We start from the raw sequence: 17390 nt of genomic DNA, 5'->3' as shown, positions 1-17390 counted from the left end.
TACTTCACTTTAATCGTTCCGATCTAAACGTCGATTGATTTCTTCTAATACTTTTTGAGCAGCAACGGGTATGACTGTTCCTGGACCAAAAATAGCGGCTACCCCATTTTCTTTTAAAAATTCATAATCCTTGACCGGGATCACACCTCCGGCAACAACAACGATGTCTTCTCGATCGAGCTTCTTCATTTCAGTCATTAGTTTTGGCAATAGCGTCTTATGACCACCAGCCTGAGAACTTATCCCAATAACATGAACATCATTTTCAACTGCCTGAAGTGCAGCTTCTTCTGGTGTTTGAAAAAGAGGACCAATATCCACATCAAATCCTAAATCTGCAAATGCAGTTGCTATTACCCTGGCCCCGCGATCATGACCATCCTGTCCCAGCTTGGCAACCATGATTCTTGGTCGGCGTCCTTCCCTCACTTCAAATTCCTGGGTTTGTTGTCGTACGTCATCGATTTCTTGCTCAATAGCATATTCGGCGCTATATACTCCAATGACCGAGCGAGAATTTGCTTTGTGACGCCCAACAACTTTTTCATATGCATCGGAAATCTCACCAAGACTTGCTCTGGCCCTTGCTGCTTCAATTGCAAGGCCTAATAAATTTCCCTCTCCCGTTTTAGCAGCTTGGGTAATTGCCTTAAGCGTGGCTTGAACCTTTATTTCATCACGACTTGAACGCAGTTCATGTAAGCGCTTAATTTGAGCTTCTCGTACAGCTGCATTATCAACTTCAAGGATGTCTAGTTTATCTTCATTTTCTAATCGATATTTATTGACGCCGATAATGGTTTCTGTTTTAGAGTCAATATGACTTTGCCGACGAGCTGCAGCCTCTTCAATTCTCATCTTCGGCAGGCCAGTTTCAATTGCTTTAACCATTCCACCTAGTGACTCTACTTCTTGAATATGCTTCCATGCTTTATGTGTTAATTCATTTGTTAAAAATTCCATGTAATAAGAGCCGCCCCAAGGGTCAACCACATTGCAAATACCAGTTTCATCTTTTAAATATAGCTGTGTATTCCTGGCAATCCGCGCAGAAAAATCTGTCGGTAATGCAATGGCTTCATCCAGAGCATTTGTATGCAATGACTGTGTATGTCCCAATGTTGCTGCCATTGCTTCGATACAGGTTCGAGTTACGTTATTAAAAGGATCCTGCTCGGTTAAGCTCCAGCCTGATGTTTGGGAGTGAGCACGCAGGGCCATTGATTTTTCATTTTTAGGTTGAAACTGTTTCATCAGTTTCGCCCACAAAAGGCGTGCTGCCCGCATCTTCGCTACTTCCATAAAATAATTCATTCCAATTCCCCAAAAGAACGATAATCTTGGTGCAAATGAATCAATATCCAATCCAGCTTTCAGTCCGGTTCGAACATATTCTAATCCATTGGCTAAAGTGTACCCTAGCTCAATATCCGCAGTCGCTCCAGCTTCTTGCATATGATACCCAGATATACTAATGCTGTTAAATTTCGGCATATGGTGAGAGGTGTAGGAAAAGATGTCTGCTATTATTCTCATTGAAGCTTCAGGTGGGTAAATAAAGGTATTCCGTACCATATATTCTTTTAAAATATCATTTTGGATGGTACCAGATAATTGTGATGGATGAACGCCTTGTTCTTCAGCTGCCACGATATAAAAAGCTAATATCGGAAGTACAGCACCATTCATTGTCATGGATACCGACATTTTATCCAATGGGATCCCATCGAATAAAATTTTCATATCCAATATCGAATCCACAGCCACACCTGCTTTTCCTACATCGCCCTCGACACGGGGATGATCAGAATCATAGCCACGGTGTGTTGCCAAATCAAATGCAATCGATAGGCCTTTTTGTCCTGCAGCTAAATTCCTAAGGTAAAAAGCATTGCTTTCCTCTGCAGTTGAAAAACCAGCATATTGTCTTATTGTCCATGGTTGATTAATATACATTGTTGGATATGGTCCTCTTAAAAACGGTGCAATTCCAGATACATATTCCAAATGTTCCATATCAGTAAGGTCAGAAGATGTATATAACGGTTTCACGTCAATGTTCTCTAATGTATTCCATCTTGCAGCCGTTTCTTCTATAATTTGAGGAACGGGGGAAGCAAAAGTGTCGCGAAATGACATTTTAGTAAAATCAACTAATTTGTACATTCTCTAATTCCTCCCTTTATTTGAAGAGTGACCAATTTTTCATAGTAGTTAATTTTAGTATGGATAAAGTCATCTACTCCTTCTTTCATATAAAGTTCTCTATCATCTGTAGGTGGATAACCAGCCAATAGAATGGTAACGTCGCTATTACATTGTTTCATACTTTTTGCTAGAGAAGGAACCACCTCAGGGAACTTCTCATCCTTACACAAAATGACTACAATTTTGGATTTGGAAGATTGGAAGGCATGTAATGCCTCGGGAATCGATTGATACTCTGCATGTTGGCTAACATGAAATCCCCCTACTTTTAAAAATTCTGTTACGAAATCTGCCTGATGTTTATAGTTAGAAACAGGTCCAAAATTTGCTACAAATACCTCAGGGAGATGACCAAACTTAAGTTTGTATTTTTCTGCATGCTCTCGAAGTGACTCAAAAGGTTCTGCTGCTCTGTGAAAACTAAAAGGACGAATAGATGGGTTCATCCTTGTTGTTACACACATTGCTTGTAAGAGTTCATCAATTGTCACACCGGATTTGGCTGCTTTAATAGCATTTTCCATAGAATTATCTTCTGTAAATGTTTTTAATGAATCTTGTAATAGAACGAATTCCACATTAGAATTCAAATGGGTAACAGGATTTGGTGCCTTATTTTTGACTGAAGTCTCGACCTGTTCAATGTTTTCGTGAGAACCCAATGGATTTTCATCCAAATTCGGATAGATGTTTGTACCCACTATCTTTTCTTTCCTTCTTTTGATGTGATTCATTCTTTCTTCAGCTGTTCCAGAAACTTGCTCTTGTGGAAGACCCTCAATGAGCGAATGATACATTCCACCGATTTTCTCTATTTGTTGAAACAGCTCCCATGCCTTTTCAGCTAGTGTATAGGTGAGTGTTTCGATGTACCATGATCCTCCAGCTGGGTCGGTAACCTTTGACAAATTTGCTTCATTTTCCAGAATCAGTTGAGTATTTCTTGCAATTCGACGTGAAAATTCATTAGGCGGCCCAAATGCCTCATCAAATGGTGACACATGCAGGCTATTAACACCACCCATAATCCCGCCAAAAGCTTCTATTGTTCCACGAAGAATATTTACATAAGGATCGTGAATCGTTTTTGTCCAAGCCGAAGTCCTTGCGTGTATGAACATCTTTTGAGAAGTATCATTTCCACCTAATTCCTTCACAATTCTAGCCCACAACATTCGAGCTGCTCTAAATTTTGCAATTTCCATGAAAAAATTTGAACCAATCGAAAAAGAAAAAGCTATCCGTTGTGCTGCATCATCAATAGAAATGTGGTGCTTTTCCATAGTGCGAAGATATTCCAAACCCGTGGCAATTGCAAAAGCCAATTCCTGTACAGCATTTCCCCCTGCATTATGGTATCCATGGGTTTGGACAACAATTGTTTTCAATTCAGGAGTGTGTTTCATCGACCACCTAGTTATCTCTGCCATCTTTTTGTATGCTTGATTAATAGAATATGGTAGATCTCCCTTTTGTACGAGTTGTCCAATTGGATCCATACCAATACAGCCTCTAACTCTATTAGGACGTTGATTTTGTTGAATTATATAAGCCATAAATGTAGCGAAAAAAGGATATCCGCTTATACCAGGTTCGATATAGATCGGGACTTCTTCCAAATTTATGTTCTGGAATGCTTTGTGAAAATCCTGGAGAGAGGCTATTGAACCCCCCCTGCTATTTACCTTTTCCTGGTCCAAGGGGTCATTCCATCTCTTTTCATCTACTACCAAATGGAGCATCGTTTGCCCTTTTTCTAAATCATTTCGTGCAGCTTGATTAAACTCTTCTGGATCCGAACAGGCTAATTCCTGACACACTTTCCAAGGTTCATGCTGATTGCCTATTTCATCTGTTCCACGTAAATAGGGGAAATCACCTGGCAATGTATATAAATATGGATATTTTTCAATGTCCTCATGACGATACAAAGGTTGAATACGAATTCCTTCATAAGTATTGGTAACTAGATTTTCTTCAAAATTAGCTCCTTTTAAGGTTTTCTCAGCTACTTCTCTCCACTGTTGAAAAGTTGGTGTAGAAAAATCCTCAAACATTTTAGATTCTGTAATTTTACTATCAATGGTCACAGTTTCAAGTCACTCCCTTCTAATCTATAATTCAGTAATCATTTATTTTTGTATTTTTAACCTGATTTTTGAGAGGAAGTTTTTGACAAGGAATACATGGATTGTTTTGAAAAATGGTAAGTTTGGTAATTATAGTAAATTTTTGCAATCGCAAAATTTTCACAAAGGGAACACCTAATTTGATACGATGCTTTGCTAGCATGGGGAGCATCTAATAATGCCAGTGCTTGTTTCATATGTGTGTTACATACCCACATAATTTCACCTCTCTCACAAATTTTTTATTCATTTATTCATTTGAAGGCACCATATATTTATTAAAGGGAAAGAATACATTCTCAATTGGATTTGTTAAGAAATTAAGGAATGTTATCTGATTTTTTTTGATAATAGAAAATGTTTCTTTTATATTTTTTACATAAAAATTTCGATAATTTCGTCTTTTTTCAATATAATTATCTAGTGTGTTTATAATTGAATCTGAATAATTACCTTTTAATAAATTATTTAAAGGACTTATAAGGAGCTCTGATGATAGATTTTTAATTTGATCCACTTGATTATTAATTTCCTCAAATGAATTTATTAGGATTAAATTGTGCAAGACTGTATTTGATGTCAATAATTGTTCTCGAGACATTTCTTCCCATTTAAAGAGTTCTTTTTTAAATTGGTTTATGAGTTCTTTTGCATTTGTTTGATTTTGTTTCACATTTTCAGCCAATTGTTTTGAAGATTGTAAAAGAACTTCCTCTCGAAAATACTCTCCTTCGTCCCAGTCATCAATCATTTGAATCGATTGATTCCATAATTGGTCTATAAATGAACCATTTTTTTCGATTTTATTAACTACAGTCATTTTAATTCCTCCTATTAGGACACATTTAACTAGCCGCAGCTCGCTAACATTAATGCCAGGGTCTATAAGTGGTTTCAATATTATACTTTTTAACTAATAGATTTTAGCTTTCAAAAACTACTTCAATTTGTAAATACAGATCTTCTCATTTGACAGTATTTACGCTTAGTTTGATCTCTCTTCTAACCAATCACCAATCGTTGGATAAGTGATTTTTGAAGCTTTACTTCCAAAAGCAATAGACGTATGCCCAACTGGTAAGTTTATATATTGTTTGTCTTTACTGGATATGCGATTCATCAATGCTTCTACTTGATGCGGAGGAGCAATGTTGTCAATTTCACCTGATAAGTTGAGGACATTAGCAGTGATTTTCTCAAGTTTAACCTGACGGCCACGAATGATGAGTTCCCCTTTAATCAGCTTGTTTTTTTGATAAAATTCACGAATCCACTGACGATAAGATTCACCCGGAAATGGAACGCCGTCGTTTAACCATTTTTGCAGAAGTTTAAAGCTCGTTACAAAACTTTCATTCTCAGCACGATCATAAAGACTAACATAAGGGCCATAAATGTTTGCCATCGGTTTTAGTAATTTGTTACCAAAGTCAATCATTTCAGGTGGAATATTACCGTATGTTTGCACCAATTTATCAATATCAAAATGTTGCTCATCCAGCATAGCACCATAAAGGCCTGTATCTTCAAAATCAAACGGAGTTGTCATAAAGACAAGGTTACGAATGGGCAATTCAGGGTGCAGAGCAGCAAATATTGAAGTAATTGTACCGCCCATGCAATATCCAAGAATGGACACTGCATCCGCATTCGATTTTCGCAAAACTTTACGAACCGCTCGTGGGATGAAGTCCATAATATAATCGTCTAATTTCATATTTTTATCTTCAATGCCTGGTGTACCCCATTCAAGGAGATAGACGTCAAAACCTCGATTTACCAGATATTCAACTAAACTGCCACCCTTTGTTAAATCCATGATATAGGGCTTATTAATCAGTGCATAAATCAAGAGTAGCGGAGTTTTATGTTTTTTCGGTTGTTCTGAAATGTAGCGATAGAGCTTGGTTTTATTCCTAGTCCAAATGACTTCTTTCGGAGTTGGGCCGACCTCTGGTTCGGCATCCTTCAATAACACTTGTGTTACGCTTTTTAAACGTCTAAACATCTGTTGATACTCCTCAGGTACCATTTCGATAAAATTTTCGTATTCTTTTGTCATAAGATTTTTCATATCTCTCCACCCCTTACCATATTTTAATTGATAAAATAAAGACTTTTTCAATTCGCATTTTTTACTGCACTGTTAGACAGATCCTTTTGTGTTCGTAACTTTCTGCGAATTTAATAATGTTAAGATTTGATTCAGTTTTGTATCAAAACTCTTCATATCCTTTTTCAAATTTGTTATTTCACGTTGCAGTTCCACTGGATCTCTTTGATTATCCTTGGATTCTTGTATAAATTCTTCTAAATCATCCACTTTCGCATCTATATTGACAATCTGAGAGGAAATATGCGCAAGGTCATTTCTGGATGGCAGATTAACAAATTCATAATAACGTTCTGTGGTTTCATTCAACATTTTTTTGATTTGAACATTCATCTCTAACATCTGTCCGACCGCTTGTGCAGGAAATTGCTTCGTAATTTGATCATCAAAAAGGTTACTGTACTGGGAATAGTGTTCTTTCCACATTTCATAAAAATTAAAGTTTGGTGCCATCTTTTTTCCTCCTATTATCTGAATAATTAATTTATTAGTTGTTTTATATTTTGCAGACATCCCCTTTTTTGATTGATTGGGGTGACTGATAAATATCTCTGTTAGAGACAGTTTAGAGTACTATTTTTAATTGATCTCACAAAGGAATATTTCCATGCTTTTTTTTCGGTCTAAATTCTTTTTTTGTTCTAAGCATCTCTAAAGACTGTTTCAGAACTTTTCTTGTATCTCTTGGGTCGATCACGTCATCCACCATTCCATGAGAAGCCGCAACATAAGGATTCGCAAACATATTTCGATATTCTTCAATTTTTTCCGAACGTGTTACTGCCGGATCACAGCTTTGGTTAATTTCTTTTGCAAAGATAATATTTGCTGCTCCTTCTGGTCCCATTACAGCAATTTCCGCATTAGGCCAAGCAAAAACAATGTCCGCACCAATTGCTTTTGAATTCATAGCGACATAGGCCCCGCCAAATGCTTTTCTTAATATGACGGTTATTTTAGGAACTGTTGCTTCTGAATAGGCGTAGAGAATTTTTGCACCATGACGAATGATACCTCCGTGCTCTTGATTGACTCCAGGGAAAAAACCTGTAACGTCTTCAAAAGTTATGATTGGGATGTTAAAAGAGTCACAGAAACGAATGAACCTGGAAGTCTTGTCCGAAGAATTAATATCTAGACCGCCAGCCATTACTTTAGGCTGATTTGCAACAACTCCTACACTATTCCCATCAATTCTTCCAAAACCAACCACGATATTTTTCGCATAGTCCTTTTGAACTTCCATAAAATCCCCTTGATCTAATACTTGTTCTAATACCTTACGAATATCATATACCTTCGTTGCATTGAGAGGCACTAGGTCCAGCAAATCTTCCCGCCAATCATCCTCTTTCATGCATTCCAAGGACTGAGGATTTTCCATATTGTTTTGGGGCAGAAATGTAATTAATTTTCTTACTTCTTCTAAGACTTCTTGTTCGGAAACTCCAATAAAATGTGCACAGCCACTAATGGAGGAATGAACCTTTGCACCGCCAAGATTCTCCGCAGAAATTTTCTCGCCGGTAACCGTTTCAATGACCTTTGGACCTGTAATAAACATTTGACTGGTATTTTCCACCATAAACACAAAATCAGTTATGGCTGGAGAATATACTGCCCCACCCGCACAAGGGCCCATGATCACCGATATTTGCGGGATTACACCAGAGTAGATGGCATTTCGATAAAAAATTTGACCGTATCCGTCTAAAGAAACGACGCCTTCTTGTATCCTGGCACCGCCTGAATCATTTAATCCAATAATGGGTGCCCCATTTTTTGCAGCTAAATCCATAATTTTGCAAATTTTAGTCGCATGCATCTCTCCTAGTGCTCCGCCAAAAACAGTAAAATCCTGGGCAAATACGTAGACTAGACGGCCATTAATTTTACCGTAACCCGTCACAACACCTTCCCCTGGGCTTTCCATTTTATCCATGCCGAAGTTGGTTGCTCGGTGCTTGATGAATGAATTTAATTCCACAAAGGAGTCAGTGTCCAGCAATAGATCAATTCGTTCTCTTGCAGTAAGCTTCCCACGATTATGCTGTGTATCAATTCGCTCGTCACCGCCGCCAAGCACGATCTTACTCTTCCGATCCCATAGATCATAAATCTTCTCATAAACTGTGCTCATTGGAAAACTCCACTTCCTCTCTGCTCGAAATATGTTATGATGTCCGCTTCACCAAGAAAAGAGGTTGGCCGTATTCTACGAGCTGACCATTTTCAACTAGTACTTCAACGATTTCTCCATCCATTTCTGCTTCAATTTCATTAAACAATTTCATAGCTTCTAAAATGCAGACAATTGTTGATTTCTCAACTTTTTCACCATTTTTAACAAATGGTGCGGCATCCTCTCCTGGTGCTCTGTAAAATATGCCTACCATTGGAGATACAATTTTTGAAAGGTTATTAATTTCCTCATTTTTTTGTGCAATATGTACCTCCTCTAGATTATCTCTCGTTACAGCTACTTGAACATGTGCTGCTGATATCTCCTTAATCGTGGTAGTTGGTAATACGGCTGTATTCTCAATAGCAACCTCATTTGCATGACTCTTAGCAGTGTTAATCTCCTGGGGAACGACTGCTGCTGCCCCCAACTTTCTACTAATCAAAATTTTAGAATTACCTTCTCCTATTTCCAAAACCTCTATAGAAGAAGCATCAACTAGTTTAATCATTTCTCTGATTTCTTGGATTTTAAACATTTTCTCTCTCCTTCATAATCGTTAATAATGAATCATACCTCTAACTTCAATGGATTCGTTTCAAGGAACTTTGTATTAAACTGTCCCTTAACAAAGGATTCATGTTCTAGTAATTTCTGATGGAATGGGATCGTCGTTTTAATTCCACTTATGACAAATTCATCGAGCGCCCTTTTCATTCGCTCAATCGCTTCATCACGATCTTTTCCCCAAACGATCACTTTTGCTACCATCGAATCATAAAAAGGTGAAATTTCATAACCAGGATAGACAGCACTATCCACTCGGACACCATACCCCCCTGGAGGAAGATACATTTCGACTTTTCCTGGTGAAGGCATAAAATTCTTTGCCGGATTTTCTGCATTTATACGGCATTCAATCGCCCACCCATTTATTTTTATATCACTTTGGTTGAAGGAAAGCGGATATCCTGCCGCTACTGAAATTTGTTCCTTTATTAAGTCAATACCTGTAATCATTTCTGTAACAGGGTGTTCTACCTGAATACGGGTATTCATTTCCATGAAATAGAAATGGCCGTTTTTATCTAAGAGGAACTCAACAGTACCCGCACCATGATAATGGACAGCCTTTGCAGCCGCGATTGCTGCAAAACCCATCTGTTCACGAATCTCTTGCTCAAGGGCTGGTGACGGAGCTTCTTCAACCAGTTTTTGATGTCGTCTTTGGATGGAACAGTCTCGTTCACCTAAATAAACGATATTTCCAAGCATATCTCCAATGATTTGAATTTCCACATGACGGGGTTCCTCAATGTATTTCTCGAGATACACACCGGCGTTTCCAAATGCCGTTTCAGCTTCTTTCTGTGCTTGACGGATGGCTTTGCGTAATTCCTCCTCATCCTCTGCAACTCTCATTCCCTTTCCGCCACCGCCAGCTGTTGCTTTTACAATGACTGGGAATCCAATTTCCTTCGCTATCATAATAGCTTCTTCAAGATCTTCAATTAGACCATCTGTTCCAGGAACGGTAGGCACGCCTACACTTTTCATGGTTTCTCTCGCGACCGCTTTATCCCCCATTTTATTAATGGCGTCTGCATCTGGCCCAATAAATGAAATGTTGTAATCCCAGCAAATTTCAGCAAAAGTACCGTTTTCTGCCAGAAATCCATAACCAGGGTGGATCGCATCCGCATTCGTAGATTGAGCAACGCAAATTATATTTGCAATATTCAAGTAGCTTTGCGCAGATGCAGTGGGTCCAATACAATATGCTTCGTCCGCCATTTGCACATGCAGGGCTTCACGGTCTGCTTCAGAATAAACTGCAACCGTGGATATCCCCATTTCCTTACACGCCCTAATTACACGAACAGCAATTTCTCCTCGATTAGCGATAAGAACCTTTTTAAACATGTACATGTTCCTTTCTAATAGTAATTTTATAGAAGGGTTGCCCATCAATGGATCCATTCATGCAGATTGTTTTTGAGAAGAAATTTCCTTTACAAGAGTAATGCCCTGTTAACTAAACCCATTGATTTTAAGAGTTTACTAGTACTTTTTTGAATTCTTCAGCTAGTAGAGGAACCACTTCAAACAAATCACCCACAATACCGTAGTCCGCTATTTTAAAAATTGGGGCTTCCGGATCTTTGTTAATCGCCACGATCAGTTTTGAGTTAGACATCCCGGCTAAATGCTGAATGGCACCAGAAATTCCACAGGCAATATACAAATCAGGGGTTACGACCTTTCCCGTCTGTCCAATTTGCAGGGAATAGTCACAGTAATTAGCATCACATGCACCACGGGATGCGCCGACTGCTCCCCCCAAGACATCCGCCAATTCCTGAAGTTGCTTGAAACCTTCAGAGGATTTAACCCCCCGTCCGCCAGAGATAACAACTTTAGCTTCTGATAAATCTACACCGCCAGTTGTTTTACGTATTACTTCCTTAACAATCGTCCGTAAGTCTTTGATCTCAGCATAAAAATGCACAATCTCAATCGTTCCGCTGATTTCTGCGACCGGTATATTATTTGGACGCACAGTTGCGAATGGGATGCCAGATACTACTTTCTTTTTCTCAAACGCTTTTCCGGAAAAAACAGGACGTGTAAAAATAACGTCACCATCCTCTACCTGAACATCTATGACGTCAGATACAAGTCCCAGCCCCAAACGCGCTGCAATGCGCGGTGCAAGATCTTTCCCAATTGCCGTATGCGGCATTAAAATAGCATCTGGTTCCACTTCATCAATTACTTGTCTCAAGCTTTGAGAATATGCATCCGTTGTATACACATCGAGTTCTTCATTGCCCACAATATATACTTTATTTGCTCCATGTTTCCCTAAAACATCTGCATAAAGAGCTGCACTACTGCCGAAAGCTACAGCTATAATTTCCCCGTCTTCCGCAATGCGCTGCGCAGCGGTCAGGGACTCCAGCGAAACACCTCTTAGGTTCCCAGCTTTAGCTTCCGTTACCACCAGTACTTTTCTCATGTTAGTTCGCCCTCCTGTGTGTGTTAGATTACCTTCGCTATACTGTGAAGCAGTACAGCCAGTTCAGAAACTTGAGCTTCGATGTCCCCCTCCAGGATACGTCCTGCTCCTTTTTTCGGCGGAAAAAATGTCTTGGTAGTTATTGTCTTTACTTCAAGGATGTCATGGATATTTAAATCATCAATCTCTATTCGCTCGATTGGCTTTTTCTTCGCTTTCATGATACCGGACAAGGAAGGATATCGCGGCTCATTTAGTCCCTGTTGGGCTGTAACCAATACTGGAAGAGATACCAAGACAACCTCTTTATCTCCTTCAACGTCACGCTCGATCAACGCTTCATTTCCGACAATTTCCAGCTTTGTGATCGTCGTCACTTGTGGGATATTGAGTTCCTCTGCAAGGCGCGGACCAATTTGTCCACCGCCATAATCCACACCCACATTACCAGCTAATATGATGTCAAATTCACGATTTTTAATAACGGCCTCAAGAATTTTGACTGTACTGTATTCATCAAGATTTAAATTTTCACTATTAACCATAATCGCTTTATCCGCACCCACCGCAAGCGCGGTTCGCAGCCCATTCTCTGCACGTTCCGGTCCTACCGTGATAACTGTTACCTCCCCACCGTGAATAGCTCGCAATTGAAGCGCTTCTTCAATCGCATATTCATCGTAAGGATTGATGATGAAGTTTACCCCTTCTTCACTAACGGTGCCGAATTGGAACGCGATTTTTTCCTCCGGATCAAACGTTTGTTTCATCAATACTAAAATGTTCATTTTTTCGTAGCCCCTTCTGATGTAATATTATTAAGGCACTCTGGGTTAAACGATTTGTGGGTTCCATACGCAATTTCGGTTTGAACCCCAATCTATTTGAATTTTCTGTATCTTCCTCAAGTAAAGACCACAAAAAGGATTCTCGTTCTTAAATAAAACACATTGTAAGTTTGGAGAATACGATTGCTCTACTAATTCCTTGATGGCAAATTCGCTTCGAAAATCCCTGAAACTTTTACATCGCCTTCACCATTTTTCGCCAGTACTTCAGCCACCACGAGGTTGTCAGCCTTTTTCTCTATCACTCTGCCAAAAATTTCGATAGATTCTCCGGGATACGTCAATTTACTAAAACGTACTTGTATTCTCCTAATGTTTTTTCGTGGTATCCATGATGTAACTCCGTGGGATACCATCCCCATGATTAACATTCCGTGAGCGATAATACCTGTGCCAGCTTGCTCCCCAACCTCTTCAACGGTATGCAGTGGATTAAAATCTCCAGATGCTCCGGCAAATCTTACCAGCTGAACTCGTGTAATCGGATCTTTTTTCATAACCGGGAATATAGCTCCCACTTGTAAATCTTCATAATACATGATTCATTGCGCCCCTCTCATCAACTACAATTTAATGGCGGTGAATTAATGTAATTCTAGCAATAGCCACTAATTCGCCTTTTTGATTGGTATATCGGGATTCTTCTGTAACGAAATCCAAGCCGCCAGAAGAACCGATTTTTGTATCTGCGCGTATAATCTTACTCGTAACATGAAGCTCATCACCGGCATAAATATCGCCAAGATATTCATACTCTTGGTCACCATGTAATATTTTTACTGGGTTTAATTTCAATACTTCCATTTTTTCCTGAAAGCCATATCCGCCATGGTACTCAATGACTTGCAAAAAGGTGAGCGGGACGGGAATACCATCATAACCTGCTTCCTTAGCTGCCTCCAAGCTGTAATAAATCGGGTTATCATCACCAATAGCGATGGCTAATTCTTTTATTTTCCCTTTTTCTACTGCCATGCTGTAAGGTTCTAACTCAAGTCCAAGTAAATCTTTCACATCTGACAAGTTTTTCCACCTCTTTAAAATAGTAGCTTATTACTTACATTGATTAAATTTTGAATTTTCTCTATTGCTTCAACAGATTTCCAGCTATAACAAGTCGCTGAATCTCTTGCGTTCCTTCATAGATTTGAGTGATTTTGGCATCTCTCATATACCGTTCAACCGGGTATTCCCTTGTGTAGCCATATCCGCCAAATACTTGAACGGCCTCAACCGATACTTCCATTGCGGTGTCTCCGGCAAACAGTTTGGACATCGCCGATTGGTGTCCATAAGGAATTCCTTGATCTTCACGCCAGGCAGCCTGGTATGTTAATAAACGGGAAGCTTCGATTTTTGTTGCCATATCTGCTAGTTTGAATTGTATAGCTTGAAGCGAGCTAATCGGTTTGCCAAATTGGACGCGATCCTTCGCATATTCGACAGCTTTATCAAACGATCCCTGAGCAATTCCCAAGGCTTGGGCAGCGATTCCATTCCGACCGCCATCGAGGGTCATCATGGCAATCTTGAACCCTTCACCCACTTGTCCCAAGAGATTGTCCTTTGGCACGCGGCAGTCCTCTAAAATTACTTCCGTCGTTGCGGAGGAACGAATGCCCATCTTTTTCTCCTTCTTTCCTACAGAGAAACCTGGGAAGTCCTTTTCCACAATAAATGCGGAAATCCCCTTATGCTTCAGTTCCGAATTGGTCTGTGCGAAGACAATATATATATCCGCATAGCCACCGTTGGTAATAAAAATCTTCGAACCGTTCAAAATCCACTCATCGCCATTTAGTACCGCCGTTGTTTTCATTCCACTTGAATCAGATCCCGATCCAGGTTCTGTCAAGCAATACGCACCCATGCTTTTTCCTTCTGCCATGGCCCGTAAATATTTTTGTTTTTGTTCTTCCGTTCCGAACTTGAAAACCGGCCAACCGGCTAACGATGTATGGGCGGAAAGTGTGGTCCCTATGGAAGCATCCACCCGTGAAAGTTCTTCGACCGCAATCACATAACTTAAATAATCGGCACCTGCACCACCGTATTCCTCCGGCCAAGGGATTCCGCATAAGCCAAGTTCTGCCATCTTTCGCCAAATCTTGATGTCAAAGTATTCTTCTTCATCGCGCTGTGCTGCAGTAGGCTCACATTCGTTCAGTGCAAATTCGCGCACCATTTTTTGCATCATCTTTTGTTCTTCTGATAATAAAAAGTTCATTGTTAGACCCCTCTTTAATATATTTTGTGCATCCTATTTCGTCATGAGTAAGTTGAGCGAGCGATTGCTCAGTCAATGTTTTATGTAGTCCATATGAAACTATCGATATTTATAATTGCTAGGAAGCTATTTATAAGCCTCCTAATGATGGGAATACTATGTCAAGTTACACTTTTTGCTCAATCATCTTTCGGGTATAGATGGTTACCCACTTCCTTGGCAGCAGTCCTACTGATTTAGCCATAATTTTATTTTTAAAGCCTGGAATGATCACTGTTTTATTCTTCATTAACCCTTCAAAGCCGCACTTGGCAACTGCTTCTGGTTCCATCAAGTTCTTAATAAAAATTTTTGTTCCTGTTGCGGCCAAGCCTTCCGTGAGCGGCGTTTTGGTTGAAGGGGGACATAATACACTAACTTGAACTCCGGTTCCTTTTAGTTCTTCCGCAATCGCTTCTGAAAAGGTTAAGACGTACGATTTGCTCGCCCCATACATCGACATCCCTGGAGTTGGCTGAAAGGCCGCTGTTGAAGCCACGTTTAAAATTTTACCTTGCTTTCGTTTTACCATTTCATCCGCTATAAGTTTGGTTAAATACGTGAGCGAAATCATGTTGAGCTGCAGACATTCCAATTCTTTCTTAATATCCAAGTCCGTCATTGACCCTAATCCGCCAGCCCCGGCATTATTAATCAAAATATCGATGTTTATTTCTTCGCTTTTCAAGTGCTGATGCAAGCTCTCTACTGTTGTATGGCTGCTTAAGTCACCGGCAAAAGTATTTACTTGCACTCCATAATCTTTTTTTAAATTCTCGGCTTGTTGTTCCAACAACGTTACATCTCTGGCAACTAATACCAAGTTATAGCGATGGCCTGCGAAAACTTTTGCGAATTCCAAACCGATCCCTTTAGTAGCGCCTGTAATCAAAACTGTTTCTGTTGGCATTTGTTTTGTAGCCCCTTTGCGTTTGGAATATTCTAAAATTTATAAATATTATTATGTTATTAATTATACTCATTAGTAATAATTAAATAAAATTAACATTTTTAATGTATAAGTAAGTATTACTAATATTCAGATAGTGGAAAATATCAATTTTTCTAATTTCCTGGAGTTAATAGAAGTTACGCATAATAAAAGAGAAGCCTACTCGTCACAGGACGCGGGCTTCTCATTTTATTACAGATTTATTTATTAAAATGCAGTCACATCAACAGGTTCAATTCCTTCAGCCTCGCAATAGTCAAGGTATCTTTTCAGGAATGATTCCCAATTATCTCGTGCAATAATTTCTCCATTCTCACCCAAATAGTCTAATGTTCCTTCCACAATATTGAAGGTAATAACGTCTTCATCCCCAACAGCTGTAGGTGTATGTGTGGAGCCGGCAGGTTCAAAAACCATGTCGCCAGGTTTGGAGATCCAAGGCTCCTCGAGATATCTCCAAGACCCTTGTACAGTATAAACAATGACTTGTCCAGGATGAAAATGGGCCGGAAGCTGCATTTTCGCAGGTACATATAATAAGGTAATATTCTGTCCTGTCACAGGATTGACTTTAAGCAATTTAAATTTCGCATCTCCGAAATAAGGAACCCAAGGCAATTCATCTACATTAACATTTCCTGCATGATATGCTACTGCTGCTTGTACATTTTTTGTATTACTCACTAAAATCCCCTCTTCCAATGTATGTTTATAAATTCGCATGCTGTTAACGCTTACATAATTCGGCTAATTAACTTTTTCGAATTTATTTAATCTCAGTATATTTTTAATTTTCAGCTAAGTAAAATTATTATTTTTAACTTGCTGTTAAGTTTGATTAATTTATGCTGTCAAGATATTTGGATGAAATTTACTTAGCCCCAAGTCCCCCATCAAGGACCAATATTTGTCCCGTACAATAATCAGAAGCTGCTGAAGCAAAGTAAAGGAGAGCACCTACTAAATCATTGTCACTGCCTAACCTTCTAACTGGAACTTGGGAAGCAATGAAAGGTCCTGCTTTGTGTACAAGTGTTCCCGGTATGTCTGGGTTATTCATTCCAGTAGTGAAAACTCCAGGAGCAATTGAATTTACATACACTCCATGGCGGCCCCACTTAACTGCTAGATCCTTCGTTAAAGTCATAACTGCACCCTTACTTGTTGTATATCCCACAGAATCTACTGCTTCTGGGTCAACACCTTTAAAACCTATACTTGAAGAAATGTTAATGATTTTCCCGTATTCGTTATTGATCATATGTTTTCCAACTGCCTGACACATTAAGAATGTTCCTGTTACATTTGTATCAAGCATAGCTTGCCATTGTTCTAAAGGCATTTCCGCTGCAGGCGTTTCAAAAACCGTTCCGCTGCTGTTGACTAAAATATCAATTTTCCCAAAACGAGAAACCGCTTTCTCCACACCTTGAACGACAGATTCAGGATTTGTTACATCCAAAGCTAGGGCAAGTGCTTGTCCTTTTAACGCCTCGATTTCTTTCACTACTTCTTCACAAACCTCTAAACGGCGCGAACATACTACAACGTTTGCTCCGGCTTCTGCCAACGCCAGTGCCATTACACGCCCTAACCCGCTGCCGCCTCCTGTAACGATGGCTGTCTGTCCTGTTAAATCAAACAATTGATTTACTGTCATTCTAATTTTCCTC

General features: G+C 39.4%; 16 protein-coding genes. All 16 read right to left on the bottom strand.

Annotation, left to right across the window (positions count from 1 at the left end; all coding sequences use genetic code 11):
- Positions 1–9: 9 nt before the first annotated feature.
- Positions 10–2166 carry a methylmalonyl-CoA mutase gene (gene scpA, locus ACJ004_RS03770; protein WP_410891175.1) on the bottom strand — a complete coding sequence of 719 codons (2157 nt, stop codon included), beginning with the start codon at positions 2164–2166 and terminating at the stop codon, positions 10–12.
- The gene (locus ACJ004_RS03765) at positions 2154–4298 is read right to left on the bottom strand and encodes a methylmalonyl-CoA mutase family protein (RefSeq protein WP_410891174.1); all 2145 of its coding nucleotides are present in this window, start codon (positions 4296–4298) and stop codon (positions 2154–2156) included. The genes scpA and ACJ004_RS03765 overlap by 13 nt, the downstream gene beginning before the upstream one ends.
- A gap of 289 nt (positions 4299–4587) precedes the next feature.
- On the bottom strand, positions 4588–5157 hold the full coding sequence (locus tag ACJ004_RS03760) for a hypothetical protein (protein WP_410891173.1): 570 nt from the start codon (positions 5155–5157) through the stop codon (positions 4588–4590).
- Between the two features lie 165 nt (positions 5158–5322).
- A complete protein-coding gene (gene phaC, locus ACJ004_RS03755; protein WP_410891172.1) occupies positions 5323–6411 on the bottom strand; it encodes a class III poly(R)-hydroxyalkanoic acid synthase subunit PhaC in 1089 nt (362 codons plus the stop codon).
- Between the two features lie 72 nt (positions 6412–6483).
- Positions 6484–6903, bottom strand: a complete 420-nt coding sequence (locus tag ACJ004_RS03750) for a hypothetical protein (RefSeq protein ID WP_410891171.1) — start codon at positions 6901–6903, stop codon at positions 6484–6486.
- A gap of 136 nt (positions 6904–7039) precedes the next feature.
- The gene (locus tag ACJ004_RS03745) at positions 7040–8590 is read right to left on the bottom strand and encodes an acyl-CoA carboxylase subunit beta (protein WP_410891170.1); all 1551 of its coding nucleotides are present in this window, start codon (positions 8588–8590) and stop codon (positions 7040–7042) included.
- A 34-nt stretch (positions 8591–8624) separates the two neighbouring features.
- Positions 8625–9170, bottom strand: a complete 546-nt coding sequence (gene accB / locus ACJ004_RS03740; RefSeq protein ID WP_410891169.1) for an acetyl-CoA carboxylase biotin carboxyl carrier protein — start codon at positions 9168–9170, stop codon at positions 8625–8627.
- Positions 9171–9202: 32 nt separating this feature from the next.
- Positions 9203–10555, bottom strand: coding sequence for an acetyl-CoA carboxylase biotin carboxylase subunit (gene accC / locus ACJ004_RS03735; RefSeq protein WP_410891168.1), 1353 nt, complete (start codon positions 10553–10555; stop codon positions 9203–9205).
- A 127-nt stretch (positions 10556–10682) separates the two neighbouring features.
- A complete protein-coding gene (locus ACJ004_RS03730; protein WP_410891167.1) occupies positions 10683–11651 on the bottom strand; it encodes an electron transfer flavoprotein subunit alpha/FixB family protein in 969 nt (322 codons plus the stop codon).
- A gap of 23 nt (positions 11652–11674) precedes the next feature.
- Complete coding sequence (locus tag ACJ004_RS03725; RefSeq protein WP_410891166.1) at positions 11675–12439, bottom strand: electron transfer flavoprotein subunit beta/FixA family protein; 765 nt, start codon at positions 12437–12439, stop codon at positions 11675–11677.
- Between the two features lie 191 nt (positions 12440–12630).
- Complete coding sequence (locus ACJ004_RS03720) at positions 12631–12996, bottom strand: MaoC/PaaZ C-terminal domain-containing protein (protein WP_410891165.1); 366 nt, start codon at positions 12994–12996, stop codon at positions 12631–12633.
- 73 nt (positions 12997–13069) lie between these two features.
- A complete protein-coding gene (locus ACJ004_RS03715) occupies positions 13070–13513 on the bottom strand; it encodes a MaoC family dehydratase N-terminal domain-containing protein (protein WP_410891277.1) in 444 nt (147 codons plus the stop codon).
- Positions 13514–13583: 70 nt separating this feature from the next.
- Positions 13584–14726: an acyl-CoA dehydrogenase gene (locus ACJ004_RS03710; RefSeq protein ID WP_410891164.1), complete on the bottom strand. Its 1143-nt coding sequence runs from the start codon at positions 14724–14726 to the stop codon at positions 13584–13586.
- A gap of 166 nt (positions 14727–14892) precedes the next feature.
- The gene (locus tag ACJ004_RS03705; RefSeq protein WP_410891163.1) at positions 14893–15675 is read right to left on the bottom strand and encodes an SDR family NAD(P)-dependent oxidoreductase; all 783 of its coding nucleotides are present in this window, start codon (positions 15673–15675) and stop codon (positions 14893–14895) included.
- Between the two features lie 249 nt (positions 15676–15924).
- Complete coding sequence (locus tag ACJ004_RS03700) at positions 15925–16401, bottom strand: 2,4'-dihydroxyacetophenone dioxygenase family protein (RefSeq protein WP_410891162.1); 477 nt, start codon at positions 16399–16401, stop codon at positions 15925–15927.
- Positions 16402–16588: 187 nt separating this feature from the next.
- Positions 16589–17377, bottom strand: coding sequence for an SDR family NAD(P)-dependent oxidoreductase (locus ACJ004_RS03695; RefSeq protein ID WP_410891161.1), 789 nt, complete (start codon positions 17375–17377; stop codon positions 16589–16591).
- Between the last annotated feature and the right edge of the window lie 13 nt (positions 17378–17390).

This window comes from Neobacillus sp. 204, from assembly GCF_046562815.1.
GTDB lineage: Bacteria > Bacillota > Bacilli > Bacillales > Cytobacillaceae > Neobacillus.
This window is presented reverse-complemented; position numbering and strand designations above follow the sequence as displayed.

Excerpts from the sequence above, each read along its gene's own strand:
- scpA (WP_410891175.1), bottom strand. The coding sequence starts at position 2,166 with ATGTACAAATTAGTTGATTTTACTAAAATGTCATTTCGCGACACTTTT.
- ACJ004_RS03760 (WP_410891173.1), bottom strand. The coding sequence starts at position 5,157 with ATGACTGTAGTTAATAAAATCGAAAAAAATGGTTCATTTATAGACCAA.
- phaC (WP_410891172.1), bottom strand. The coding sequence starts at position 6,411 with ATGAAAAATCTTATGACAAAAGAATACGAAAATTTTATCGAAATGGTA.
- ACJ004_RS03750 (WP_410891171.1), bottom strand. The coding sequence starts at position 6,903 with ATGGCACCAAACTTTAATTTTTATGAAATGTGGAAAGAACACTATTCC.
- ACJ004_RS03745 (WP_410891170.1), bottom strand. The coding sequence starts at position 8,590 with ATGAGCACAGTTTATGAGAAGATTTATGATCTATGGGATCGGAAGAGT.
- accB (WP_410891169.1), bottom strand. The coding sequence starts at position 9,170 with ATGTTTAAAATCCAAGAAATCAGAGAAATGATTAAACTAGTTGATGCT.
- accC (WP_410891168.1), bottom strand. The coding sequence starts at position 10,555 with ATGTTTAAAAAGGTTCTTATCGCTAATCGAGGAGAAATTGCTGTTCGT.
- ACJ004_RS03730 (WP_410891167.1), bottom strand. The coding sequence starts at position 11,651 with ATGAGAAAAGTACTGGTGGTAACGGAAGCTAAAGCTGGGAACCTAAGA.
- ACJ004_RS03725 (WP_410891166.1), bottom strand. The coding sequence starts at position 12,439 with ATGAACATTTTAGTATTGATGAAACAAACGTTTGATCCGGAGGAAAAA.
- ACJ004_RS03720 (WP_410891165.1), bottom strand. The coding sequence starts at position 12,996 with ATGAAAAAAGATCCGATTACACGAGTTCAGCTGGTAAGATTTGCCGGA.
- ACJ004_RS03710 (WP_410891164.1), bottom strand. The coding sequence starts at position 14,726 with ATGAACTTTTTATTATCAGAAGAACAAAAGATGATGCAAAAAATGGTG.
- ACJ004_RS03705 (WP_410891163.1), bottom strand. The coding sequence starts at position 15,675 with ATGCCAACAGAAACAGTTTTGATTACAGGCGCTACTAAAGGGATCGGT.
- ACJ004_RS03695 (WP_410891161.1), bottom strand. The coding sequence starts at position 17,377 with ATGACAGTAAATCAATTGTTTGATTTAACAGGACAGACAGCCATCGTT.